Source organism: Pragia fontium DSM 5563 = ATCC 49100 (assembly GCF_900112475.1).
Taxonomy (GTDB): Bacteria; Pseudomonadota; Gammaproteobacteria; order Enterobacterales; family Enterobacteriaceae; genus Pragia; species Pragia fontium.
In genome coordinates this window covers 111,397-137,447 of sequence record NZ_FOLW01000001.1, presented here as the reverse complement: position 1 = coordinate 137,447, position 26,051 = coordinate 111,397, and the positions used below count along the sequence as shown (strand labels likewise).

Below are 26,051 nucleotides of genomic sequence, written 5' to 3'. Positions count from 1 at the left end.
TAATGGCGATCGACTATCAGGACAAGCAGGTTGTTATCATTGGATTAGGTTCTACAGGATTGTCCTGCGTCGATTATTTTATTGCCCGAAATGTTTCTCCTCGGGTTATTGATACCCGAGCTACGCCACCGGGACTGGATAAGCTACCAGAAACCGTTGAATGTCATACCGGAAGCTTTCATCGCGAATGGATTTTGGCCGCAGACTTAATTGTGGTCAGTCCCGGTATTGCGCTGGCAACGCCGATTCTACAAGAAGCGGCTGAGGCGGGAATTGAGATTGTTGGTGATATTGAGCTGTTTTGTCGAGAAGCTCAGGCTCCGATAGTAGCAATTACCGGTTCAAACGGTAAAAGTACGGTGACCACGCTGGTTGGAGATATGGCGAAAGCCGCAGGCTGGAATGTTGCACTGGGCGGTAATCTTGGTCAGCCAGCATTATCGCTGCTTGACGACAATTGCCAACTGTATGTGATGGAGTTATCCAGTTTTCAGTTAGAAACCACCAGCAGTTTAAAGGCGGCGGCAGCAACGATTCTCAATGTAACTGAAGATCATATGGATCGTTATCCGTTGGGTATGCCGCAATACCGCGAAGCAAAACTACGAATTTATAACGATGCTAAAGTTTGCGTGGTGAATGCCGATGATGCTCTGACCATGCCGTTGCAAGGTGCTGATGCACGTTGTGTGAGTTTTGGTGTGGATGTGGGCGATTATCACTTGAGCCACCAGCAGGGCGCAACCTGGCTGCGGGTATATGGTGAGAAGGTTCTCAATGCTGCGGAAATGAAAATGGTGGGGCAGCATAACTATTTGAATGCACTCGCTGCACTGGCATTAGCGGATGCAGTTTCATTGCCACGAGCTTCCAGTTTACAAGCGCTGACTCAATTTACCGGGCTGGAACATCGTTTCCAACTGGTGTGGGAAAATAACGGAATACGTTGGATTAATGATTCTAAAGCCACCAACGTGGGCAGTACCGAAGCAGCATTAAACGGCATTCAGGTTGATGGCATTTTACATTTGTTACTGGGCGGTGATGGTAAATCTGCGGATTTCTCACCGCTGTTGACCTATTTGCAGGGCGAGAATGTTCGTCTTTACTGTTTTGGTCAGGATAAGCAGCCGCTATTTAATTTGCGTCCGGATGTCGCGGAGATGACCGATACCATGGAGCAGGCAATGAGGCATATTGCTCAGCGAGTGAAGCCCGGCGATATGGTATTGCTGTCGCCTGCCTGTGCCAGTCTGGATCAATTTAAGAATTACGAGCAGCGCGGCCATGAGTTTGCTCGACTGGCGCAGGAGCTTGGCTGATGAGCGTATTAAGTTTAGCTAAACCTATCCAGTCTTTTACTCAATGGGTAATGGGTACACGCTCAGGCAGTGATGCCGCTGATAGCGGTGTGATGTATGATCGGACCCTGCTGTGGTTAGCTTTTGGCTTGGCGATTGTCGGCTTTATTATGGTGACTTCGGCATCGATGCCGGTTGCTCAACGTTATACTGATGACCCGTTTTTGTTTGCTAAGCGCGATGCGATTTATATCGGATTAGCGCTGGCAGCGGCATTGGTAACTCTACGTATTCCTCTGGCGATGTGGCAGCGTTATAGCCCGATTATTCTATTAATCGCTATTGTGATGTTGCTAATTGTTTTGGTGGTCGGTAGCTCGGTTAACGGGGCATCGCGTTGGATTGCTTTCGGCCCGGTGCGTATTCAGCCAGCAGAATTATCGAAATTAGCACTATTTTTCTATTTAGCCAGCTATCTGGTACGTAAGGTGGATGAAGTTCGCAATAATTTTTGGGGCTTCTGTAAACCGATGGGTGTGATGGTGGTGCTGGCGGTGTTACTGCTGGCTCAACCAGACTTAGGTACTGTAGTGGTTTTGTTTGTGACAACGCTGGGGATGCTGTTTTTAGCCGGCGCTAAGCTGTGGCAGTTCTTAGCCATTATCGGTTCCGGTGTATTTGCGGTAGCACTGTTGATTATCGCAGAACCCTATCGTTTACGCCGGGTGACCTCGTTCTGGGACCCATGGGCCGATCCGTTTGGCGCTGGCTATCAGTTAACGCAATCACTGATGGCGTTTGGCCGTGGAGAGTTCTGGGGACAAGGCTTAGGTAATTCAATTCAAAAGCTGGAATACCTGCCTGAGGCTCATACGGACTTTATTTTTGCCATTATTGGTGAAGAGTTGGGCTATTTTGGTGTGGTTTTAGTGCTCTTAATGGTATTCTTCGTCGCTTTTAGAGCAATGCTCATTGGACGTCGTGCATTAGAGGCTGGTCAGCGCTTCGCTGGTTTTCTGGCGTGTGAGATTGGAATCTGGTTTAGTTTCCAGACGTTAGTTAACGTTGGCGCCGCAGCAGGTATTCTACCCACCAAGGGATTAACCTTGCCGTTAATCAGTTACGGTGGCTCAAGTTTATTGGTGATGTCGACGGCGTTGGTGTTATTACTCCGCATTGATTATGAAACGCGTTTGGCCAACTGCCAGGCGCACGTAAGAGGTACACGATGAAGCAGAAGCGTTTAATGGTGATGGCAGGTGGAACCGGCGGGCACGTTTTCCCCGGATTGGCTGTTGCTCATGACCTGATGGCGCAAGGCTGGGAAGTTCGCTGGCTGGGTACTGCCGATCGTATGGAAGCTGAATTGGTACCGAAACACGGCATCGAGATAGATTTTATTACCATTTCAGGTATTCGCGGCAAAGGTTTGTTTGCCATGCTGCTGGCACCAGTACGCATTTTTCGTGCAGTGCGTCAGGCGAAAGCCATTATGCGCAATTATCAGCCGGATGTGGTACTGGGCATGGGCGGATATGTATCCGGCCCGGGCGGTTTAGCGGCATGGTTGTGCGGTATCCCGGTGGTGCTACATGAACAAAATGGTATTGCTGGTTTAACCAATCGCTGGTTGTCTAAAATTGCTAAGCGCGTATTGCAGGCTTTTCCCGGGGCGTTTCCCCATGCAGATGTGGTAGGGAATCCGGTTCGTACCGATGTTCTGGCTTTACCTGCTCCTGAAGTGCGTTTATCTGAACGCAGTGGCCCAATCCGGGTATTGGTGATTGGGGGGAGTCAGGGAGCAAGGATCCTGAATCAAACGATGCCGCAGGCTGCTGAGCGCTTGGGTGATAAAATCACCATCTGGCATCAGGTCGGTAAAGGTGCGCAGGAAAGCGTTCAACAGGATTATCAGCAGCGCGGTTTAACCGGGCATGATATTACCGAATTTATTGATGATATGGCTTCGGCCTATGCTTGGGCTGATGTGGTGGTATGTCGGTCTGGCGCGTTGACGGTGAGTGAGATTGCCGCCGCAGGCTTACCTGCGATTTTTGTGCCCTTTATGCATAAAGACCGTCAACAATACTGGAACGCGCTGCCGTTAGAGAAAGCCGGCGCAGCGAAAATTATTGAGCAACCTCAGTTTAATGTCGATTCATTGACTGAGGCATTAGAAGCGTTGAATCGTTCAGGATTACTGGCGATGGCGATGGAAGCAAGAGCGATTGCCATACCGGATGCTACCGAGAGAGTATCGGCGGTAGTGAAAAGCGTCGCTTTATAGATAATTCCTGATATTGAATGTTAAAAGTCACCGAAATTAACAAGAGTAAATAGAAAACCGTGAATGAGCATGTAGATATAAAAAGATTGGCGAAACTTCGTACCATGGTGCCCGAGATGCGTCGCGTTCGGCATATCCACTTTGTGGGTATTGGTGGCGCGGGTATGGGCGGGATCGCCGAGGTTCTGGCGAATGAAGGATATCAAATCAGTGGTTCCGATTTGGCGCCAAATGCCGTCACGCAACAGTTAAGTGAATTAGGTGCGGAAATTTATTTTAATCACCGTGCTGAAAATGTGCTCGGTGCCAGTGTGGTGGTCGTTTCTACCGCAATTCCTGCTGAGAATGCGGAAGTGGTTGCGGCGCGCGAAGCGCGTATTCCGGTGATTCGCCGGGCTGAAATGTTAGCTGAACTGATGCGTTTTCGTCACGGTATTGCTATCGCCGGCACCCACGGTAAAACGACCACGACCGCGATGGTGACTGGAATTTATGCCGAAGCCGGTTTAGATCCAACGTTTGTTAACGGTGGCTTGGTTAAAGCCGCCGGTACGCATGCTGCGTTAGGCTGTAGCCGTTATTTGATTGCTGAAGCAGATGAGAGCGATGCCTCCTTCCTACATTTGCAACCCATGGTTGCAATAGTGACCAACATCGAAGCCGACCATATGGATACCTATCAGGGCGACTTTGAGAATTTAAAGCAAACGTTTATTAATTTTTTACACAACTTGCCGTTTTATGGACGTGCAGTGATGTGTATTGACGATCCCGTAGTGAGAGAGCTTATCCCTCAGGTTGGACGTCAGGTGATTACCTACGGCTTCAGTGAAGATGCTGATGTGCGAATAAAAGATTATGAACAAAAACGCTCGCAGGGCTTTTTCACTATCTGCCGTCAGGATAAGAGTGAGCTGAAAGTGATGTTGAATGCACCGGGTCGCCACAATGCGTTAAACGCGGCGGCAGCGGTCGCTACGGCGACGGAAGAGGGAATTGATGATGAATCGATTACCCGTGCATTGGCTAACTTTCAGGGAACCGGGCGTCGTTTTGATTTTCTGGGTAAGTTTGAGCGCGAAGATGGTGGCGACATCATGTTGGTTGATGACTATGGTCATCACCCAAGCGAAGTGGATGTTACCATTAAAGCGGCGAGAGCCGGATGGAACGAACGTCGTCTGGTGATGATTTTCCAGCCGCATCGTTATTCGCGTACTCGCGATCTGTATGATGACTTCGCGAATGTGCTGTCTCAGGTTGATGTGCTGTTTATGTTAGACGTTTATCCTGCCGGTGAAGCACCGATTCCGGGCGCAGATAGCCGTTCTCTATGCCGTACCATTCGTGGGCGCAGTAAGTTAGATCCGATTTTTGTGTCAGATGTCGATGCATTACCTGCCATGTTAGAGCAGGTGTTACAAAGCGGCGATCTGGTTCTGACACAGGGTGCCGGTAATATTGGCCGGGTGGCTCGTCGATTAGCAGAATTAAAATTACAAGCAATGAATACAAATGAGGGAAATCATGGCTGAGAAAGTAGCGGTACTCCTTGGTGGAACATCGGCAGAACGTGAAGTATCACTGAATTCAGGGGCTGCGGTTTTAGCCGGTTTGCGTGAAGCTGGCGTTGATGCGCACCCTATCGATCCTAAAGAGTATCCGGTCGCTCAGCTAAAAGCGGACGGTTTCAATAAGGTATTTATTGCATTGCACGGTCGCGGTGGCGAAGACGGCACCCTGCAAGGAATGTTGGAGTTCCTGAATTTACCTTACACCGGTAGCGGTGTGATGGCTTCAGCGCTGACCATGGATAAGTTGCGAACTAAATTGTTATGGCAGGGCGCTAAGTTGGCGGTGTCGCCTTATGTTGCCCTGAACAGCAATCAATTGGCACAGGTGAAGGCAAATGAGATTGTTCAACAGCTGGGTTTACCGCTAATTGTTAAGCCAAGCAATGAAGGTTCCAGCGTAGGTATGAGCAAGGTTGATACGGTGGAACAACTGCAACCGGCTCTGGAAGAAGCATTTAAACATGATACCAGCGTATTGGTTGAAAAATGGTTAAGCGGACCTGAGTTTACCGTTGCGATTTTAGGCGGTGAAGTTTTACCTTCAATTCGCATTCAGCCTGCCGGAGTATTCTATGATTATCAGGCAAAATACTTGTCTGATGAAACACAGTATTTTTGTCCAAGCGGTTTAAGCGATGAGCAGGAAAAGCAGATCCGTGAATTGGCTCTGGCGGCTTATAACGCAGTAGGCTGTAGTGGTTGGGGACGTGTAGACGTAATGATGGACAGCGATGGTCAGTTTTATCTGCTGGAAGTGAATACTTCGCCGGGTATGACCAACCATAGTTTGGTACCAATGGCGGCACGCCAGTATGGATTGAGCTTTTCTCAGTTAGTTGTAAAGATTCTGGCATTGGCTGACTGATATGTCCCAGGCAGCACGCAACGTCCGTGAAGAAATAGAGAAGAAGCGTTCCGGACGTAGTAATGGCACTCAGTTGGTTGGCGTTGTCTTCCTGCTGATGGTGATTGGAACGATTGTCTGGGGATGCTGGGCGGTTATCAGTTGGATGAATGACGCGCAGCGCTTACCACTGTCTCGATTAGTGGTGACCGGCGAAAGACATATTACGACCAATGATGATATTCGGCAGACGATTTTGTCATCGGGTGAACCGGGGACTTTTATGTCTCAGGATGTGGATGTTCTGCAACAGCAGATTCTGCATTTAAAGTGGATCAAGCAGGCCAGCGTGCGTAAACAATGGCCGGATGAGCTGAAAATCCACATTGTTGAGTATGTACCGTATGCCCGATGGAACGATCTGCAATTGATAGATAAAGACGGTAACGTGTTTAGCGTACCGGCGGAAAGAGTCAGTGATAAGACCCTTCCTCTTTTATATGGCCCTGAAGGGGGCGAAAAAGAGGTCCTGGAAGGATACAACAGCATGAGCCAAGCGCTGGCTGCCGGAAAGTTTAAGCTGAAAACGGTAGCGATGAGTGAACGGCGTTCATGGCAGCTAGTATTAGATAATGATGTGCGTATTGAGCTGGGAAGAGAGAATAGGACTCAACGGTTAGACCGATTTATTTCTCTCTATCCTATATTGCAGCAGCAGGCGCCGGCAGACAAACGTATTGCTTCACTGGATATGCGTTATGACACTGGGTCAGCGGTTGGTTGGGCTCCCGCATTTATTGAGAATCAGACAATTTTGTCTGATTGGGTTAAACAACAGGGTCAGGCAGATTAATAATGATCAAATCGACAGACAGAAAACTGGTAGTAGGACTGGAAATTGGTACAGCAAAGGTTGCTGCGCTGGTTGGAGAAGTGCTGCCTGACGGTATGGTTAATATTATTGGTGTCGGTAGCTGTCCGTCTCGCGGGATGGATAAGGGCGGGGTTAACGACTTAGAGTCGGTAGTGAAATCCGTTCAGCGGGCTATCGATCAGGCCGAACTGATGGCGGATTGCCAAATTGCTTCGGTGTATTTAGCGCTTTCAGGGAAACACATTAGCTGTCAAAATGAGATTGGTATGGTACCAATCTCAGAAGAAGAAGTGACTCAGGAAGATGTCGAAAGCGTTGTTCATACCGCTAAGTCGGTACGGGTTCGCGATGAACACCGGATTTTACACGTTATTCCTCAGGAATACGCGATTGATTATCAGGAAGGCATTAAAAATCCGGTAGGCCTTTCAGGCGTGCGGATGCAGGCCAAAGTTCATCTGATTACTTGCCACAATGATATGGCTAAAAATATTGTTAAAGCGGTAGAGCGCTGCGGTTTGAAAGTAGATCAGCTGATTTTTGCTGGTTTAGCCGCAAGTTATGCGGTTTTGACTGAAGATGAACGTGAGTTAGGCGTCTGCGTTATTGATATCGGTGGCGGTACGATGGATATTGCTATTTATACCGGTGGCGCTCTACGTCATACTAAAGTCATTCCTTATGCGGGTAACGTTGTGACAAGTGATATTGCTTACGCTTTCGGTACTCCGCCAACGGATGCCGAAGCGATAAAAGTACGTCACGGTTGTGCATTGGGTTCTATCGTCAGCAAAGATGAGAACGTTGAAGTACCAAGCGTAGGTGGTCGACCACCGCGTAGCTTACAGCGTCAGACTTTAGCGGATGTCATTGAACCTCGTTATACCGAGCTACTGAATTTAGTCAATGATGAGATTTTGCAGGTTCAGGAACAGTTACGGCAGCAGGGTGTTAAGCATCATTTAGCTGCGGGTATCGTGTTAACTGGAGGCGCAGCTCAGATTGATGGGCTGACTGAATGTGCTCAAAGAGTATTCCATACTCAGGTACGAATTGGACAGCCGTTAAATATTACTGGACTAACGGATTATGCGCAGGAGCCTTATTACTCAACGGCAGTAGGCTTGCTGCACTACGGTAAAGAATCTCACTTACGCGGTGAGTCTGAAGTAGAAAAAAGAACATCTATGCGTAGCTGGGCACAACGCTTGAGTGGCTGGTTACGTAAAGAATTTTAATCAGTAGTGCAATTAGCGCATTTTAAGCGATAATTCATTGCGTAAGAGTTAAAAACGGAGAGAGAGATTATGTTTGAACCAATGGAGTTAACCAACGATGCGGTGATTAAAGTCATCGGCGTCGGTGGTGGTGGTGGTAACGCCGTCGAACACATGGTCCGTGAGCATATTGAAGGTGTTGAATTCTTCGCGATCAATACCGATGCTCAGGCATTACGTAAAACAGCAGTCGGCCAGACGATTCAAATCGGTAACGGTGTCACCAAAGGGCTAGGTGCTGGTGCCAACCCTGAAGTGGGTCGTAATTCTGCAGAGGAAGACCGTGAACAATTGCGTGCTGCTCTTGAAGGCGCCGACATGGTGTTCATCGCAGCTGGCATGGGTGGCGGTACAGGTACTGGTGCAGCTCCGGTTGTTGCCGAAGTGGCTAAAGAATTAGGCATTCTGACCGTTGCGGTCGTTACCAAGCCATTTAACTTTGAAGGTAAAAAGCGCATGACGTTTGCTGAGCAAGGCATTGCCGAGCTGTCCAAGCACGTTGACTCGCTGATTACTATTCCTAACGATAAGCTGCTGAAAGTGTTAGGTCGCGGTATCTCTCTATTGGATGCATTCGGTGCAGCGAATGATGTATTAAAAGGCGCAGTGCAGGGTATCGCTGAACTGATTACTCGCCCTGGCTTAATGAACGTTGACTTCGCTGACGTACGTACTGTGATGTCAGAAATGGGCTATGCCATGATGGGTTCCGGTATTGCTCGTGGTGAAGACCGTGCTGAAGAAGCGGCTGAAATGGCTATCTCCAGTCCATTGCTGGAAGATATCGACCTGTCTGGTGCCCGCGGCGTTCTGGTCAACATTACGGCAGGTTTTGACCTGCGTCTGGATGAGTTTGAGACTGTCGGTAATACCATCCGTGCATTTGCTTCTGACAATGCTACCGTGGTTATCGGTACGTCATTAGATCCGGATATGAGTGATGAACTGCGTGTAACCGTAGTTGCTACCGGTATTGGTATGGACAAGCGTCCTGAAATTACGCTGGTATCTAAATCTCCTGCGTCTCAGCCAGTCGATCATCGTTATGCTCAACATGGTTTGGCGCCTTTGCAACCGCAAGAGAGTAAACCTGCGGCAGCGAAAGTAGTCAACGATCAGGGTGTTCAACCGAATAAAGAACCTGATTATTTGGATATTCCGGCATTCCTGCGTAAGCAAGCGGATTAATCAGAATTATTAGGTCTAATAGACTGAATGATTTTGATTCTCCGCTCTTTATGCTAAACTATCGCGGAGACCGTGGTTTAAACTGCGGTAAGTTGGATCAATATTGCGAGATAATACGATGATTAAACAGCGGACACTAAAACGCATCATTCAAGCTACCGGCGTCGGTCTTCATACCGGACGTAAGGTTAGCCTGACTCTGCGCCCAGCCGCGGCGAATACGGGTGTCATCTATCGTCGTACTGACTTGAATCCACCGGTTGATTTTCCGGCAGATGCAAAATCCGTGCGTGATACCATGCTATGTACTTGCTTGGTTAATGAAGATGACGTGCGTATCTCTACCGTAGAACACCTTAATGCTGCTTTGGCAGGATTAGGCATCGACAACATTATTATTGAAGTTGACGCACCAGAAATTCCAATTATGGATGGTAGTGCGGCACCTTTCGTCTACTTATTATTAGACGGCGGAATTGAAGAGCTGAGCGCACCTAAGCAGTTTTTGCGCATCACTCAACCTGTTCGCGTTGAAGATGGCGACAAATGGGCTGAATTAACACCTCACAATGGTTTCAGCTTAGACTTTACGATTGATTTCAATCACCCGGCGATTGATTCCGGTTCACAACGTTATCGTATGGATTTTTCCGCCGATGCGTTTGTTCGCCAGATTAGCCGTGCCCGTACTTTTGGGTTTATGCGTGATATCGAGTACTTACAGTCTAAGGGACTCTGTTTAGGTGGTAGTTTTGACTGCGCTATCGTAGTAGATGACTATCGCGTGCTGAATGAAGATGGTTTGCGTTTCCAGGACGAGTTTGTCCGCCATAAAATGCTTGATGCAATTGGTGATCTGTTTATGTGTGGCCACAATATTATTGGCGCGTTCACCGCGTTCAAATCAGGTCATGCGTTGAACAACAAGTTATTGCAGGCCGTTCTGGCTAAGCAAGAAGCTTGGGAGTACGTAACTTTCGAAGACGAAGCAGAAATGCCGTTGGCATTCAAAACGTCAAGAACAGTATTGGCTTAAGGCCTACTTCTTATTACGACTCGCTGTGCTGGTAACTCTCTCTCCTGCCAGTGCAGCCAGTCGTTCTAGTTTCTCCTTTAATTTCCCCGGACTTCTCGCTGCTAATTCCCTTAACTGCTGTGCACTTTGTTCACTGAGTTGACGCACCGGTGTTTCTTCTTTTTGGCTGTCGGGCGAGTAGCGGTGGACTAAATTTTCAGCAGTCGAATTATTTGTGCTTAACTTTGGATTAATCTTTATGTCGATTGAGACTAAAGATGGTAATATTTCACTTCTAAGCGTACTTAGCAGCATTTGTTGTTCATAACGCAGGCGAGTTAACCAACTGGCATTTGCCACCTCAAGGATTAACATTCCCTGACGGTAGTTAGAAACACGACAAAATGCATGCATTTGCTTAGGTAAAAGGGCCTTAACCGCCTTGTTGAGTTTGATGAGTGCTATCGCTCGTTGCTGAATATTTCGCAATAAGTTTGCATCATCGAATAGTGTATCTAATAATAATGGGCGACTATCGCGCATAAACAAAATTCCAGCAGATAAAATAGTTAATTGATAATGGGCATTCTAAATCGTTGGCGACAATTTGGCAGGCGTTATTTTTGGCCTCACCTCTTACTCGGGGTAGTTGCGGCCAGCATTGGGGCGCCCGTAAGTCTCAATGGCTTACCACAACAGGTTTCGCTATCAACGGTTCTGGCCAGCGCCAATCATATTAATCCTGCGGTACCGGGCGTTGGGCAATTAGCCCTGTCTGGTGAAATTAATAATCGCCCGCTGCAAAATCTTAATCCGTGGCAGCATTTCGCGATACGCAACTATCTTACTCGCCTGACAGTTTCCCTCGCTAAAGATGAGGCGACACCTGATACGGCCAAAGCCGATGCAGACGAGAATCAAAAATTAAGCCTTAGCCATCTTGCGCTGTTGGATTCACTTTCCACACAGGCTACGGTGGATATCAAATCTCCATTCACAGTAACACGTCTTGTCCAGATTGATACGGGTTTTATACAACATCCCGTCAGATTCTGGCTATCTAGTATTCAAGGCATTCGTGCCGGCCCTTCCTTATACGCATAATTTCCCCGTAACAATGTCTTTCCTTGTTATTTATGGGGTATGTATTGGTAATTTTTATTTGATTCCCTCTGCCTGAAGGGCAGTACACAAAGAGATATAGAGACGTATGTTAACTAAGTTAATGACAAAAATTTTCGGCAGCCGTAACGATCGTACACTGCGCCGTATGCGTAAAAGCGTTGAAGAAATCAACCGCCTTGAACCTGAATATGAAGCATTGTCTGATGAGCAGCTGCAAGGGAAAACCGTTGAGTTCCGTGCTCGTCTGGAAAAAGGAGAGTCGCTGGACTCTTTAATCCCTGAAGCTTTTGCGGTGGTACGTGAAGCCAGTAAACGCGTATTCGGTATGCGTCACTTTGACGTACAGATGATCGGCGGTATGGTGTTGAACTCTCGCTGTATCGCAGAGATGCGTACAGGTGAAGGTAAAACGTTAACCGCAACGTTGCCTGCTTATCTAAATGCTCTGTCAGGCCGTGGCGTACACGTGGTAACCGTGAACGACTATCTGGCTCGACGCGATGCGGAAAATAACCGCCCGTTGTTTGAGTTCCTGGGTTTAACCGTTGGGATCAACCTTCCTGGCATGCCGCCTCCGGCTAAGCGCGAAGCTTATGCTGCTGATATTACTTACGGTACCAATAACGAGTTTGGCTTTGACTATCTGCGCGATAACATGGCATTTAGCCCTGAAGAACGCGTGCAGCGTAAGCTGAACTATGCACTGGTGGATGAAGTTGACTCTATTTTAATCGACGAAGCGCGTACTCCGCTGATTATTTCCGGTCCGGCTGAGGATAGCTCTGAGCTGTATAAGAAAGTCGATAAGATTATTCCTAAGTTGCTGCGCCAGGAAAAAGAAGACTCAGATACTTTTGAAGGTGAAGGTCACTTCTCCGTTGATGAGAAAAGCCGTCAGGTTAACTTAACCGAACGTGGTTTGGTGCTGATTGAAACGCTGCTGATGGATGCAGGAATGATGGAAGAAGGTGAATCACTGTATTCACCAACGAATATCATGTTAATGCATCATGTTACAGCGGCACTGCGTGCTCACGCGCTATTTACCCGCGATGTTGACTACATTGTTAAAGACGGTGAGGTTATCATCGTTGATGAACATACTGGTCGTACTATGGAAGGTCGTCGCTGGTCTGACGGTCTGCATCAGGCTGTTGAGGCCAAAGAAGGTGTGGACATCCAGAATGAGAACCAGACTTTAGCATCGATTACTTTCCAGAACTATTTCCGTTTATATGAAAAACTGGCTGGTATGACCGGTACGGCTGATACCGAAGCCTTTGAATTCCGTCAAATCTACCGTTTAGATACTATCGTGGTGCCAACCAACCGCCCAATGATCCGTAACGATATGCCTGATCTAGTCTATATGACTGAGAAGGAAAAAATCGATGCGATTATTGAAGATATCAAAGAGCGTAGCGTTAAAGGCCAGCCAATTCTGGTGGGTACGATTTCAATTGAAAAATCTGAAGTGGTTTCCAACGAACTGAAGAAAGCCGGTATTGTGCATCAGGTACTGAATGCTAAATTCCACCAGAAAGAAGCTGAGATCGTTGCTAACGCGGGCCAGGAAGGAGCAGTGACCATTGCTACTAACATGGCTGGTCGTGGTACGGATATCGTATTGGGTGGTAGCTGGCAGACTGAAATTGCTGAGTTGGAAGAGCCGACTGAAGAGCAGATTAAAGCCATTAAAGAAGCATGGCAGGTGCGCCACGATCGCGTATTAGCTGCCGGTGGTTTACATATTATTGGTACTGAGCGTCACGAATCACGCCGTATTGATAACCAATTGCGCGGTCGTTCTGGTCGTCAAGGGGATGCGGGTTCATCTCGTTTCTACCTGTCGATGGAAGATGCCCTGATGCGTATTTTCGCCTCAGATCGCGTAGCTGGCATGATGCGTAAACTGGGTATGAAGCCGGGTGAAGCTATTGAGCATCCATGGGTAACCAAAGCGATTGCCAACGCACAGCGCAAGGTAGAAAGCCGCAACTTCGATATTCGTAAACAGCTGCTGGAGTTTGATGACGTGGCTAACGATCAGCGTCGTGCTATCTATAGTCAGCGTAATGAACTGTTGGATATTAGTGATATCAGCGAAACCATTGATAGCATCCGTCAGGACGTATTTAGCGCGGTTATTGATAACTACATTCCACATCAGTCTCTGGAAGAAATGTGGGATGTGCCGGGGCTGGAAGCGCGTTTGAAAAATGATTTTGATCTTGAGTTGCCGATTGCCCAGTGGTTGGATACTGAGCATGAACTGCACGAAGAGACCCTGCGTGAGCGTATTCTGGAAGAATCCATCAAAGTTTATCGCGATAAAGAAGAGGTTGTTGGCGATGAAATGATGCGTAACTTTGAGAAAGGCGTGATGCTGCAAACGCTGGATACCATGTGGAAAGAACATTTGGCCGCAATGGACTATTTACGTCAGGGTATTCACTTGCGTGGTTATGCTCAGAAAGATCCGAAGCAAGAATATAAGCGCGAATCTTTCTCCATGTTTGCCAGCATGCTGGAAGCGTTAAAATACGAAGTGATTAGCGTACTGAGCAAAGTTCAGGTGCGTATGCCGGAAGAAGTTGAAGCCGTTGAACAACAGCGTCGTGAAGAGGCCGAGCGTTTAGCGAGCCAGCAACAGTTTAGCCATCAGGAAGAGAATTCACTGATGGAAGAGTCTGACGGTAGCAATAAGCCAATGGTACGTGAAGAGCGTAAAATAGGTCGTAACGATCCATGCCCATGTGGTTCAGGTAAGAAATATAAGCAATGTCACGGTAGCCTACAGTAATCGTGATACTGAGCAGATGATGACAAAGGTATTTATTTGTCAAACGACAGGAGAGAGTTCCGTTGGGGTCGTAGCGGGTTTACCCGCCGGAGCGCCCCTAGGGACTCTAGGCCTGTCGCTCTCTGTAGTTAAGTACCGATGATCTTCCGGCTGAGCACGAGGGTGATATTCTGCCGTTTTTTTTACAGCCGGAACATATACTGTAGCTAATTTAAAAATGTTTGTTAGCTGTCTAAGAGCGCCATCTGGCGCTCTTATTGTATGTATGGTTTATCCATTAAAGCTGAATAGGGATAACGATGAGCGTGAAGCGTATTGAAATTGCAGTTGGTATTATTATCGATTCGAAAAAATCGATTTTTGTTACCCGTAGAGCCGAGGGGAGTCATCTGGCGGGCTATTGGGAGTTTCCCGGCGGTAAAGTGGAAACAGGCCGTGGGGAGTCGGTTGAGGCGGCTCTCAGTCGAGAATTACAAGAAGAGACCGGAATTCAAGTCATAGATGCTTCGTTGCTGAAAACCTTAGAATATGATTACCCGGATCGTCAGTTGAAGCTGCATTTTTATATTGTTAATGGCTGGCAGGGAACGCCTGAAGGGCGAGAGGGGCAGCAGTCGCGCTGGCTTAATGTTTCTGAGTTAATTGACGCTGAGTTTCCTGAGGCCAATCAACCCATTATTACTGAACTAAAGCAGCGCTATCATACCGCTTAAAAATGGCGCTAACTTTTGCGTTATATCGAGTTGAGGGGGAAGTTGGAACGATTCACGGCCAGTATTATGCCGGTAGTTACTCCTGTTCCTCACTCCATTCATCGTTGTCGGATATTTCGCCTGAACTTGGAATACGTTTTTCTTCATCGGCCCACTCGCCTAAATCAATCAGCTGACAACGTTTGCAGCAAAATGGCCGGTAAGGGCTCTCTTCATTCCAGGTAACAAGTTTATTGCAGGTAGGGCAGTTAACCTGAAGAGGGCTGCTACTCATAAAATTCTCCAAATTTAATCTATTACTGATGTCGGACAACGATAAATAGTAAGTATCTGCCGCGGTATTAACAGCAGGCTATCTTAAAATGAAATCGTTCTGGTGTTTCTCCTCGCTCGCTGTCGAACGGCATAAAGCGTATGGCAAAGCGTGTTTTATGGCCAGAAACTTGCGGATAGATTTGATGGCTAGAATCTATCTGGATGCGTAGGATATCACAGTCTTCGGCGTTATCCTGATAGAACCCATTCAGGCTGGTTTGTGTTTGAAATTCACCTGACTGGCGAATCATATTAAGGCAGGTATTTAAGGCATTATGTAATGGTGTTACGGTTGCCAACCATTCAGCCACCTGTTCATCACGTTCCTGTTTAGGATTGTTCAACCACATATGCAGAACTGGCAAGTCAAAGCTACAGCAACCGCCGGGAATGCTTAAGCGTTGGCGCACCATACTGATTAAACGGTCTTCTTTCAGAGCTTGGCCCAGACGCGGCGCGGCCAGTAAAACGCTTGATTGCTCTTTTAACGTATGACGCAAAGTATTCAGACGCTCGACGTCGACACCGGGAACGTCTATCCATTGCGCCAGTTTTTGTTGTTGGCGCTCCAGTTCTTTTACCAGTTCAGTGCGCACATCACCGCGGTCGATAATATCCAGTAGTTCACTGGTGGTACGGAAAAAACTTAGCGTATCAGTTAAGTTAGTTAAGGTGCGGTTGTCTTGTAACTGTTGTAGTAAGAATTCAAGGCGTAACCAAGTACGGACTTTTTCATTAAGCGGATGTTCAAAAAGTATGTTATGGGATAAATCACTCATATAGACAAATCCTGCTTGTTGAATGTATTGGCTAGGGCTAAATATTTTTGATGTAGCTGCTGTATCTTAGGGAGTAACGCTTCGGGAGTGTCATCATTGTTTAACACGTCATCCGCGTAAGACAGCCTGATTTCACGGGAAGTTTGGGCGGCTAATATTTGCGTGGCTAAATGTTCGCTGCTGCCGTCCCGCGCCATGATTCTATGTAATTGGGTTTCTCGAGTGACATCCACGACTAAAATCCGATTAGCTCGAGAGCAGAGATTATTCTCAATTAATAATGGCACAACCCAAATAACATAAGGAGATATTATAGCAGCTAACTGCCGCTGGGTTTCACGTTGAATGAGTGGGTGCAGTAAACTATTTAACCACAGTTTTTCATCTGAATCGTTAAAAATGCATTCTCGTAATTTTTGTCTATTTAGTGAACCGTTTGGCTGTAGGATTGATGGTCCGAAATGCTGAACAATGGCAGCAAGGGCTTCTGTTCCCGGTTCAACCACTTGGCGGGCAATAATATCGGCATCTATTACAGGAACACCTAATCGGGAAAACGCATTAGAAACGGTTGATTTTCCGCTGCCAATTCCGCCGGTAAGTGCCACGATATAATTCATAATAAGGCCTGTAATAATATTGATAGATCAATCATAAAGGGATCTTTCAGAAGTGCAAGCCACCCGGCAAACGCCAGAAAGGGGCCAAAAGCAATTCGTTTGTTTTTATTCTTTTTATTTCTCTGCGTTATCAAGATAAACAGCAGTGCTGAGACACTGGCGACTAATATAACGATGGGTAAGATATCTAATCCCAGCCAGGCACCCAATCCGGCCAATAATTTCATATCTCCTCGACCTAATCCCTCTATTTTTCTAATCCCTTTGAAAACGATGGCTGGTAACCAAAGTAATCCGTATCCAAAAAGTGTTCCTGCTAGTGATGTTGATAATGTGACCGGAGAAACTTCCAGGCTGGCAGCAATCAGGCCACTACAAATTAACGGCAAAGTTAAGACATCGGGCAGCAGTTGGTGGGCGATATCAATCAGTGCTGCTGTGATTAGTAAGCAGGTAATCATCAGTAAGATGATTAACCATAATAGATTCTGATTAGATGAGGCCAACACCATAAATAACAAGGCGACGGTGAGTTCCGTGAAGGGATAAGTGCAACCAATAGTTCGATGACAATCTCGGCAGCGTCCTTGTTGGTATAGCCAAGATAGGACAGGAATAAGTGAGGCTAAAGTGAGCGGTTGATGGCAGTGTGGACAACCCGAAGGGGAGAATAGTGATAAATAAAATGGATGTGGTTTATCGAGGGATTGAACGATGCTTGGACAACATGCTAATTGCCAGCGGGAGATTAAGATTAGGGGAAGTCGGTATGCAAGGTGAGTAATCAAACTGCCAATAAACAGGCCAAAAAGGCCAAACCAAACGACGAAAAAGGCATTTTCCATGGCGTGCCCTAATCTGCGTTTTCGCAGATAAATTTATGGGAGTATAGCTGAAATTTTTTGAAAATCTCAGACTTGTTCATTAATTATTCATGTGTATGATAACGTCACTGGACATGGCCAACATACAGCTTATAGTTAATTTGCGATACGTCGCCAAAAACCAGGAAACCAATCGATATGCGTATTGAAGAAGATTTGAAGTTAGGCTTCAAAGATGTTTTGATTCGTCCTAAGCGTTCCACACTAAAGAGTCGCTCAGAAGTAGAGCTTGAGCGCACCTACACCTTTAAACACTCAGGTCATCAGTGGTCAGGTATTCCGATTATTGCCGCGAATATGGACACTGTTGGTACCTTTACTATGGCAGAAGCATTGGCCTCTTTTGGCTTGCTCACTGCCGTCCATAAACACTATACCGTTGAGCAGTGGCGCGAGTTTGTTGCCAGAGTGCCTGAGTCGGTGTTACGTCACGTGATGGTGTCTACCGGAACCTCTGAAGCTGATTTCACTAAGTTAAGTCAGATCATGTCATTTTCCCCTGCGCTGAAGTTTATTTGTATTGATGTTGCCAATGGTTACTCTGAACATTTCGTTGGCTTCCTGCAAAAAGCGCGTGAAGCCCATATGGATAAAGTGATCTGTGCCGGTAATGTTGTGACAGGTGAAATGGTGGAAGAACTGGTTTTATCCGGTGCAGACATCGTTAAGGTTGGCATTGGCCCAGGTTCAGTTTGTACCACTCGAGTTAAAACCGGCGTTGGCTATCCTCAGCTATCTGCGGTCATTGAATGTGCTGATGCTGCTCACGGTCTGGGTGGTCAGATTGTCAGTGATGGTGGCTGTACTATGCCAGGTGATGTGGCGAAGGCTTTTGGCGGTGGTGCCGACTTCGTTATGCTTGGTGGCATGTTAGCGGCTCATGAAGAGTGTGAAGGCAAAGTTATCGAAGAAAACGGTAACCAATATATGCTGTTTTATGGCATGAGCTCGACCTCTGCGATGAATCGCCACGTTGGCGGAGTTGCTGAATATCGTGCTGCTGAAGGTAAAACCGTTCAATTGACCTATCGTGGGCCGGTTGAGAATACCGTGCGTGATATTTTGGGTGGCCTGCGTTCAGCCTGTACTTATGTGGGGGCTGAGCGTCTGAAAGAGTTGACCAAACGCACTACCTTTATCCGCGTGGCGGAGCAGGAAAATCGAGTGTTTGGTCAGTCTTAATGAAGTAGAAACGTGCGCCAATAATGTAATGTTGATGAGTTAAGAAAGTTTTATAAGTTGGTTTTATTTTTTGTCCTTTTATTGAGCGCTGGAATTCAGCTGACAACTGAGTGAGGGAGCACGTCCAGCATGGATGCTGGACGAGGCGCTCGCCTTAGCGCTTCTGCTCGGCCACATGCACTAACGTCGATTTATTCTCTGTACTAATAGTGGACGAAATGTTCGCCGTAATTAAACTTAACTAACAACCATTAATACTCACTGCGGACTTTTATCATATTTTACCCTACGCCATCACATTCCCCAGTTGAAAAATGGGTAAATAAATAGCAATCACCAGCCCACCGATAATTACTCCCAGTATCATCATGATTAACGGTTCAATTTTTGCGGACAGATTTTCCGCCAGAGTTTCCGCTTCGGTTTCGTAAATATCCGCCAGCTTATTCAGCATATCGTCTAGCGTGCCTGACTCTTCACCTACACGGATTAGTTGATGTGATAGTGAAGGAAACAGTGTCTGCTGACGTAGGGCTTCACACAAAGGCGATCCCTGTTCAATTAACTTGAGTATGGTCAGCAGTGCATTCAGGTATTGAATATTACCCGATGCGTTGGCGGCTGATTTAATGCCGGCGGTTAGCGGAATGCCTGCCTGTTGAGTCATCGCCAGCGTGCGGAATATTTTGGCTAATCCATTGGTCTGGATCAGCTTTCCGCACAGGGGTAAGCGCAGTAATAACCTTTGTTCTCTCTGCTGCCAATTTAGCTGGGGACGTAATTTTTTAACATAGTAGCCAATGGGAATAGAGATAAGGATTAACATAAGTAGTCCGAAGTCTCTGATGATGTCGGATAAATCAATCAACGACTGGGTAAACCACGGCAGGGGAGCATTGAAGGATTGGTAGATTTCCGAGAAGGCCGGGAGTACTAAGGTTAACATCAGTAGTACCACCAGCAACGCGACAGCCAGAATAAATATCGGATAGCTGAGCGCCTTACGGACTTTTTTCTGTAGTTTGATGAGCTTGTCTTGTTGCTCGGCCAGTAACCAGCAGCATTGCTCCAATTTACCGGTTAATTCACCCGTTCTAATTAGCTCGCAGAATAAGGGGGGAAAGGCGTCAGGGTATTCAGATAGTGCCAGAGAGAATGCCTTGCCCTGAGCTATCTGATTTTGTAGCTCTTTTAGCAGATAGCGCCATGCTGGTTGCGGATGTTCGGCGGCAATCAAACCAAGGCAGTGGGAGAGGGTAAGCCCAGCCTGTAGCATTGTGGCTAGCTGACGCGTAACCAGAGACAGCGCGCTTAGCGGCCAGCATTTCCGGCTTAACTTTACTCCGGCTTTTATTCTGACCGGAACCGTTCCCTGAATAATCAGGAGCTGTTTAGCATGGTTTCGTGTGCTGGCTGGGATTTCGCCGGTTTTACCATCAATGTCTTGCCAGATAAACAGGGTTGAGTATTTCATGGTGATATTGCTTGGCCTGAAAATGAACCAAGGGTTCTATACAGCTCCGATAGTGAGGTAATATCTTGTTCTACCAGCGATAAACCGGATTGAAACAGCGAGACCATACCTTGCTCACAGGCTAAGCGGTGTAGTTCACTGACCGGCTGTTTGGTTAATAGCCCTTGTTTTATGGCATCATTGATGACCAGCATTTCATAAATTCCTACTCTGCCGTAGTAGCCACCGCTACAGTTTTCACAGCCTTTGGCTTCGCTGGTGTAGAGCGTGATGGTTTTACTTGCTGTGTGCACCAGCTCCGGTAATAGCCGTTTTTCTTTGCAGTGGGGGCAGAGGCGGCGGATCAACCGTTGGGCCACAACTAACTTCAGGCTGGCGGCTAACAGATATTCAGGGATACCCATCAGACTTAGGCGTAATAAGGTTTCAGTGGTTGAGTTGGTGTGTAGCGTCGCCAGAACTAAATGCCCAGTTTGAGCAGCCTCAACGGCTATCTCTGCGGTTTCTTTATCCCGAATCTCTCCAATCATCAGTACATCAGGATCCTGACGTAATAAAGCTCTTAATGCGCTATTAAACGTGACTCCTGTTTTGGTGTTTACTTGAGTTTGGTTGATGCCATCCGTTGGGATTTCAATCGGATCTTCCACGCTACAGATATTACGAGAAGCATCATTTAACAGATGTAATCCACTGTATAAGGTCACCGTTTTGCCGCTGCCCGTTGGGCCGGTCACTAATATCATTCCCTGAGGCTGTTGTAGCATCGCGCTATAAAGTTGCTGCTCACGTTGACTCATTCCCAATGATGAGATGGTGTGCTGACGGTTGTCGGACTCCATTACTCGCAATACCGCTTTTTCGCCGCCGTTGACGGGAATGGTGGCTATGCGTAGTGCTCGCGGTTGGTGTTCATAATGAAAGATAAGCTGTCCATCCTGAGGAAGACGGCGTTCAGCAATATTAAGTTGGGCCATTATTTTTAAGCGTGCGATCAGCTGAGGGGCTAATGCCAACGGTGGTGATAGGGTTTCCTGTAAGGCACCATCAATGCGCAGTCGTATGCGATAATGCTGACTGTATGGCTCAAAATGAATATCTGATGCTCTACGCTGAAGCGCTTGTCGGATGACCTGATTAATAAACTGCACTACAGGTTCATCGTCATGATCTTTTCCTGATAACTCATTGATGCTGCTGGTCTCTGTATTTTTCTGCTGTGCGGCTTCTATTAAAGCGGTGTCAGGACAAGCATGGTTTAACCGCTGAAGATGTTGCTCGATTTTGATTGCCGGCCAGTCGATAACTTTAATGTGTCGACCGCTGGTAAATGCCAGCTCGGAGATGGCCTGTGCCGGTAAACTATCGGCAATTGCGGCAATGGTTAATTGCTGGGTATCTATTGCTATGGGCACCACGCGATGACGCAGGCATTCAGTAATGAGTTCCGGAGTGAAATCTTTGCCGGCTAAATCACGTCGATTCATGATTCACTTGCCTCATCAAAGCGGAAAATATCATGACAGGCCTGAATGATTTTTTCATTGGCATTAGATGTGCTGCAACTGCGCTGCCATAATAGGCCTCCGGCTGCGTTATCCATTGCTGACGTTAGGGTGACACTGAGTCCCAACAGGGCGTTTTGGCCAGTTAGGGAAATCGAGCCATTAGCGACGGTTATTTGAGAAACGTAGCGGGTGGTTTTACTGGCAGGAATACCATGGCTATCGTTATTACATTGGCTGAGCTCACCTTTTTCCAGCGCGCACAGTTCTACAGCGGTTTTATACGGTACCATCGCCTGTAGCATATCGGTTAATGCGGCTTTTTGGATATAGCCTTGATAGGCGGGCAGTCCTACGGCACTGAGAATGGCAATGATAGTAATGGCAATCATTAGTTCAAAAAGGGTAAATCCTGCTTGCTGATTCATAGTATTGGTTCCTGATGGTATGGCGAGGTAATACGATGTTCAGCAGCTTAAGTATCCAGATAAAAAACAAAATATTTAATCCAGAGTTTTGGGAATAGGGGCGCAGTTATTTTCTGGCCGTTGGGATCATTACTCAGGGAGTGCGAGATGCTTAGCAATGATCCAAGATAGTATGATGACATTGGATAAACCATTACGCAGATACCATGGCCCGCCTTATAATCATGGCAATTGTTGTTGAATACGCAGAGGCATTGGATGGAATTAGTTCAAGGGTGGATTGATGGTGTGAAGCGTGTGCCATCGCCTCATTTTGATGAGAGACCAGCGGGGGAAATTCCCTCTTTGCTGGTGATTCATAATATTAGCCTGCCACCGGCTCAGTTTGGTGGTCCCTACATCGATCAGTTGTTTACTGGCACCTTGGACGCCAATGAACATCCGTATTTTGCTGAGATTTGTCATTTGCGGGTATCCGCTCACTGTTTAATCCGTCGTGATGGTGAAATTATTCAATATGTCCCGTTCGATAAACGGGCCTGGCATGCCGGCGTTTCTCTGTTTCAAGGGCGTGAGCGTTGTAATGATTTCTCAATCGGTATTGAGATGGAGGGAACGGACGACTTGGATTTTACGCCACAACAGTATCAGAGCCTGAATCAGGTGACCCGGCTATTGATGGATCATTATCCGATTACCTCGGAGCAGATCACGGGTCATAGCGATATTGCCCCGGGCCGCAAGACCGATCCGGGACCGCACTTTGATTGGAAACGGTATAAGGCATTGATTGCCGGATGACGGCGATCATATTTGGATAAAAAAATGCCCGTCAGGTAATCCAAACGGGCATTTCACATCAGGCTAATTACTTTATGGTGTTACGCGTAATGGCGTAGCCAATTCCCAGAATAACCAACCATACCGGGATCAGGAGAACAGAAATACGGATGCCGGGAGTTAAATACATAATGACCAGTACACCTGCTAAAAACAGTAAACATAGATAGTTACTGAATGGGTAGAGAATCGACTTAAACTTGGGGGTAACTCCTTCACGGTCTTTAGCTGCGCGAAATTTTAAATGCGACAGGCTAATCATCGCCCAGTTAATGACAATACTGGATACCACCAGCGACATCAGAATGTTGATGGCTTCTTTAGGAATTAAATAGTTAATTACGATGCCAATGGCCGCTACGGTGCTTGAGAAAATGATCGCATTCACCGGTACGCCGCGGCTATTGGTCTTAGCCAACGATGCAGGGGCATTTTTTTGCAGTGCCAGACCATAAAGCATACGGCTATTACTGTATACGCAGCTGTTATATACTGATAAGGCGGCGGTTAGCACCACGATGTTGAGCGCGGTAGCAACAACAGTACTGTTTAAGTCATGGAATATCATCACAAATGGGCTGCCGCCTTCGACAACTTTAGTCCATGGATAAAGGGATAGCAGCACTACCAGAGAACCAATATAGAAAATCAGGATGCGATAGAGGACCTGATTAATGGCTTTAGGAATGGTTTTTTCCGGATTGTCCGCTTCTGCTGCGGTAATACCGATCAGTTCCAGACCACCGAATGAAAACATAATAATCGCGGTAGCCATAATTAAGCCCTCGGTTCCAAACGGCATAAATCCGCCTTGAGACCAAAGGTTATCAATACTGGCGTCCGGGCCACCGGTACCGGTGATTAACAGATAGGAACCAAAGGCGATCATGCCAATAATGGCTGCGACTTTGATAATGGCAAACCAGAACTCTAGTTCACCATAGATTTTGACGTTGGTTAGGTTAATGGCATTGATTAATACAAAGAAGAATGCTGCGGAAACCCAAGTTGGGATGTCAGGCCACCAATAGTGAACATAGAGGCCAACGGCCGTTAGTTCAGCCATACTGACCAGAACGAAGAGCATCCAGTAGTTCCAGCCAGACAGGAAACCGGCAAAAGGCCCCCAGTATTTATAGGAGAAGTGGCTGAACGTGCCGGCAACCGGTTCTTCAGTGATCATTTCACCAAGCTGGCGCATGATCAAAAAAGCAATGATACCGCCGATAGCGTAGCCCAATATGACTGAGGGCCCCGCCATGCTAATGGTTTGCGCGCTGCCAAGAAACAGGCCGGTACCAACGGCGCCGCCGAGTGCAATTAATTGGATATGGCGATTTTTAAGACCGCGTTTGAGCTCATCACTCATTGTTGTTCATTCCTCACAGACTGTTGTCAGGCTTTTTATTGCTTTGAAAGTATGGCAATAGCATTATTTTGTTCGGTGTTTCTGGTCAGGTAGAAAATAGCGGTTAGCTGTGTGTATTAAAAAATTTACAGCTATCAATAAAAAGATTTTTGATGCCATCTACCGAAGCGGCAAGAATAGTGGTAAATAGCAAGGTTTGCATTAATTTTCTTTAGTTCAAGCTTTTTTCCTTTTTTTTTAATGTAATCAAACGGCAACGGCGATTATAAAAAACATTACTTTTCAAATTATTACTTTAGTGCAGCACTGATTGTTCCTAACTCATCGGCGATGTTTTTTCCATTAGCGGGATGCGGATAAATTTATTTTTGAACCGGATGTTTTGTGTGAGAGGTGATTTCCCACTGCACATTAGGCATTTCCACAGATTTTTAAGAAAAAAATTGGAACCGATAGCTCACTTTCATCCATTTCGACTATTCAAATAAAGTGAATTTAAATGCTTAAATTATATATAATAATTTATCAATTGGTTTGCTGATTCGCTTCAGTTTTATTTTTTATTCGTTTCATAAAGGTTAAATATCCAATGGTTAGCTGAATCGTTTTTATTTCAGTGATGATTTGAATGTTAACGATATTTTATGGAGAGCGCGGTGGTCATTGGCGTTGCGTGATTTTGATTAACGGCCATGTGGACATAAGGTGAATATTTTGTTACTTTAGCGTCACATATTTGATATTGGTATTACCAATTGACTCCAGAGCGTTTTGAGAAGCATTATGGTTTACAACAAGGTTCGCCAACCCAAGTTATCTGACGTTATTGAGCAACAGCTCGAAACGCTGATTCTTGAAGGAACCCTTCGTCCAGGAGAGAAACTTCTGCCGGAGCGTGAGCTAGCCAAAAAATTTGATGTTTCACGTCCTTCATTACGCGAAGCTATTCAGCGTTTAGAAGCAAAAGGCTTACTGTTACGTCGTCAGGGGGGAGGGACTTTTGTACAAACCAACCTCTGGCAAAGCCTCAGCGATCCGTTAAGCGAACTGTTGGCGGAGCATCCTGAATCTCAGTTCGACCTATTAGAAACGCGTCATGCTCTGGAAGGAATTGCCGCTTATTATGCTGCTGTGCGCGGTACTGATGAAGACTTTCAGCGTATTCGTGCCCATCATAAACAAATTGAAGTCGCTCAGGCTTCCGGCGATAAACAGAATGAAGCCGAAGCGGTAATGCAATATCAAACGGCCGTTACCGAAGCGAGTCATAATGTAGTACTGCTCCATTTACTGCGTTGTATGACTCCGCTGTTGGAACAAAACGTGCGTCAGAATTTCGATTTACTCTATTCTCGCCGAGAAATGCTGGAAAGAGTGAGTAACCATAGGGCTAGCATATTCGAAGCGATTGTTGCACGTGAACCAGAAAAAGCACGTGAAGCTTCGCATCGTCATTTAGCCTTTATTGAGGAAGTGTTGCTGGATCTCGATAGAGAACACACCCGTCGCGAGCGATCGCTGCGCTTGTTACAGCAACGGAAGGATTAAGGGCTGTTACAGCTCACTACAACACCGAGCCTGTCTTAATAATGTTTTGCGTCAGTTCTGGAGTAAGACGTTATTAGGACAGGCTTTAAATAACTAACGTAAAGAA

At 46.6% G+C, this 26,051-nt stretch carries 24 protein-coding genes; 15 read left to right on the top strand and 9 right to left on the bottom strand.

Annotated elements, in window-relative coordinates; translation table 11 throughout:
* Positions 1-2: 2 nt before the first annotated feature.
* The 9 genes from murD (at position 3) to lpxC (ending at position 10,381) form a co-directional block, all read left to right on the top strand.
* Positions 3-1,322, top strand: coding sequence for a UDP-N-acetylmuramoyl-L-alanine--D-glutamate ligase (gene murD / locus BMZ28_RS00635; RefSeq protein WP_074820061.1), 1,320 nt, complete (start codon positions 3-5; stop codon positions 1,320-1,322).
* Positions 1,322-2,533, top strand: coding sequence for a cell division protein FtsW (gene ftsW, locus BMZ28_RS00630; RefSeq protein ID WP_047780166.1), 1,212 nt, complete (start codon positions 1,322-1,324; stop codon positions 2,531-2,533). Before murD ends, ftsW begins: the two co-directional genes overlap by 1 nt.
* Entirely contained in the window at positions 2,530-3,588 is a 1,059-nt protein-coding gene (gene murG / locus BMZ28_RS00625; RefSeq protein WP_074820059.1) for an undecaprenyldiphospho-muramoylpentapeptide beta-N-acetylglucosaminyltransferase, read from the top strand. Before ftsW ends, murG begins: the two co-directional genes overlap by 4 nt.
* A gap of 104 nt (positions 3,589-3,692) precedes the next feature.
* The gene (murC, locus tag BMZ28_RS00620; RefSeq protein ID WP_217639202.1) at positions 3,693-5,123 is read left to right on the top strand and encodes a UDP-N-acetylmuramate--L-alanine ligase; all 1,431 of its coding nucleotides are present in this window, start codon (positions 3,693-3,695) and stop codon (positions 5,121-5,123) included.
* Positions 5,116-6,027, top strand: a complete 912-nt coding sequence (locus BMZ28_RS00615; RefSeq protein ID WP_047780169.1) for a D-alanine--D-alanine ligase — start codon at positions 5,116-5,118, stop codon at positions 6,025-6,027. The genes murC and BMZ28_RS00615 overlap by 8 nt, the downstream gene beginning before the upstream one ends.
* Before the next feature lies 1 nt (position 6,028).
* A complete protein-coding gene (gene ftsQ / locus BMZ28_RS00610; protein WP_047780170.1) occupies positions 6,029-6,859 on the top strand; it encodes a cell division protein FtsQ in 831 nt (276 codons plus the stop codon).
* A 2-nt stretch (positions 6,860-6,861) separates the two neighbouring features.
* Positions 6,862-8,118 carry a cell division protein FtsA gene (gene ftsA, locus BMZ28_RS00605; protein WP_047780171.1) on the top strand — a complete coding sequence of 419 codons (1,257 nt, stop codon included), beginning with the start codon at positions 6,862-6,864 and terminating at the stop codon, positions 8,116-8,118.
* Positions 8,119-8,187: 69 nt separating this feature from the next.
* Positions 8,188-9,345 (top strand): cell division protein FtsZ, encoded by a 1,158-nt coding sequence (gene ftsZ, locus BMZ28_RS00600; RefSeq protein WP_047780172.1) that lies wholly within the window; start codon positions 8,188-8,190, stop codon positions 9,343-9,345.
* 118 nt (positions 9,346-9,463) lie between these two features.
* Complete coding sequence (lpxC, locus tag BMZ28_RS00595; RefSeq protein ID WP_047780173.1) at positions 9,464-10,381, top strand: UDP-3-O-acyl-N-acetylglucosamine deacetylase; 918 nt, start codon at positions 9,464-9,466, stop codon at positions 10,379-10,381.
* 3 nt (positions 10,382-10,384) lie between these two features.
* Here lpxC and BMZ28_RS00590 read toward each other — a convergent pair whose 3' ends face one another.
* A complete protein-coding gene (locus BMZ28_RS00590; RefSeq protein ID WP_047780174.1) occupies positions 10,385-10,903 on the bottom strand; it encodes a DUF721 domain-containing protein in 519 nt (172 codons plus the stop codon).
* Positions 10,904-10,939: 36 nt separating this feature from the next.
* On the opposite strand from BMZ28_RS00590, the gene secM reads away from it, so the two are divergent.
* The 3 genes from secM to mutT all read left to right on the top strand — a co-directional run bounded on the left by secM (position 10,940) and on the right by mutT (position 15,001).
* A complete protein-coding gene (gene secM, locus BMZ28_RS00585; RefSeq protein WP_083399605.1) occupies positions 10,940-11,464 on the top strand; it encodes a secA translation cis-regulator SecM in 525 nt (174 codons plus the stop codon).
* A 106-nt stretch (positions 11,465-11,570) separates the two neighbouring features.
* On the top strand, positions 11,571-14,288 hold the full coding sequence (secA, locus tag BMZ28_RS00580) for a preprotein translocase subunit SecA (protein WP_047780176.1): 2,718 nt from the start codon (positions 11,571-11,573) through the stop codon (positions 14,286-14,288).
* Positions 14,289-14,587: 299 nt separating this feature from the next.
* Entirely contained in the window at positions 14,588-15,001 is a 414-nt protein-coding gene (gene mutT / locus BMZ28_RS00575; RefSeq protein WP_327078768.1) for an 8-oxo-dGTP diphosphatase MutT, read from the top strand.
* Positions 15,002-15,077: 76 nt separating this feature from the next.
* Here the strand turns inward: mutT and yacG are convergent, their stop codons facing one another.
* From yacG to BMZ28_RS00555, 4 genes are all read right to left on the bottom strand, one after another.
* Positions 15,078-15,275, bottom strand: coding sequence for a DNA gyrase inhibitor YacG (yacG, locus tag BMZ28_RS00570; RefSeq protein WP_047780177.1), 198 nt, complete (start codon positions 15,273-15,275; stop codon positions 15,078-15,080).
* A 67-nt stretch (positions 15,276-15,342) separates the two neighbouring features.
* A complete protein-coding gene (gene zapD / locus BMZ28_RS00565; protein ID WP_074820053.1) occupies positions 15,343-16,095 on the bottom strand; it encodes a cell division protein ZapD in 753 nt (250 codons plus the stop codon).
* Positions 16,092-16,715, bottom strand: coding sequence for a dephospho-CoA kinase (coaE, locus tag BMZ28_RS00560; RefSeq protein WP_074820050.1), 624 nt, complete (start codon positions 16,713-16,715; stop codon positions 16,092-16,094). The genes zapD and coaE overlap by 4 nt, the downstream gene beginning before the upstream one ends.
* Positions 16,712-17,560 (bottom strand): prepilin peptidase, encoded by an 849-nt coding sequence (locus BMZ28_RS00555; protein ID WP_074820048.1) that lies wholly within the window; start codon positions 17,558-17,560, stop codon positions 16,712-16,714. Before BMZ28_RS00555 ends, coaE begins: the two co-directional genes overlap by 4 nt.
* Before the next feature lie 177 nt (positions 17,561-17,737).
* Here BMZ28_RS00555 and BMZ28_RS00550 point away from each other — a divergent pair, with 177 nt between their 5' ends.
* Positions 17,738-18,781 carry a GMP reductase gene (locus tag BMZ28_RS00550; RefSeq protein ID WP_047780181.1) on the top strand — a complete coding sequence of 348 codons (1,044 nt, stop codon included), beginning with the start codon at positions 17,738-17,740 and terminating at the stop codon, positions 18,779-18,781.
* A gap of 286 nt (positions 18,782-19,067) precedes the next feature.
* Here BMZ28_RS00550 and hofC read toward each other — a convergent pair whose 3' ends face one another.
* From hofC to ppdD, 3 genes are read right to left on the bottom strand one after another with little or no spacing between them, the layout of a single operon-like run.
* Positions 19,068-20,255, bottom strand: coding sequence for a protein transport protein HofC (hofC, locus tag BMZ28_RS00545; protein WP_074820046.1), 1,188 nt, complete (start codon positions 20,253-20,255; stop codon positions 19,068-19,070).
* Entirely contained in the window at positions 20,252-21,742 is a 1,491-nt protein-coding gene (gspE, locus tag BMZ28_RS00540; protein WP_074820044.1) for a type II secretion system protein GspE, read from the bottom strand. The genes hofC and gspE overlap by 4 nt, the downstream gene beginning before the upstream one ends.
* Positions 21,739-22,188 (bottom strand): prepilin peptidase-dependent pilin, encoded by a 450-nt coding sequence (ppdD, locus tag BMZ28_RS00535; RefSeq protein ID WP_074820042.1) that lies wholly within the window; start codon positions 22,186-22,188, stop codon positions 21,739-21,741. Before ppdD ends, gspE begins: the two co-directional genes overlap by 4 nt.
* Positions 22,189-22,446: 258 nt before the next feature.
* On the opposite strand from ppdD, the gene ampD reads away from it, so the two are divergent.
* On the top strand, positions 22,447-22,989 hold the full coding sequence (ampD, locus tag BMZ28_RS00530; protein WP_074820039.1) for a 1,6-anhydro-N-acetylmuramyl-L-alanine amidase AmpD: 543 nt from the start codon (positions 22,447-22,449) through the stop codon (positions 22,987-22,989).
* Between the two features lie 67 nt (positions 22,990-23,056).
* On the opposite strand, the gene BMZ28_RS00525 is transcribed toward ampD, so the two are convergent.
* Positions 23,057-24,397, bottom strand: coding sequence for an amino acid permease (locus BMZ28_RS00525; protein WP_047780186.1), 1,341 nt, complete (start codon positions 24,395-24,397; stop codon positions 23,057-23,059).
* 783 nt (positions 24,398-25,180) lie between these two features.
* Here BMZ28_RS00525 and pdhR point away from each other — a divergent pair.
* Positions 25,181-25,945 (top strand): pyruvate dehydrogenase complex transcriptional repressor PdhR, encoded by a 765-nt coding sequence (pdhR, locus tag BMZ28_RS00520; protein WP_047780187.1) that lies wholly within the window; start codon positions 25,181-25,183, stop codon positions 25,943-25,945.
* The last annotated feature ends 106 nt before the right edge of the window (positions 25,946-26,051 follow it).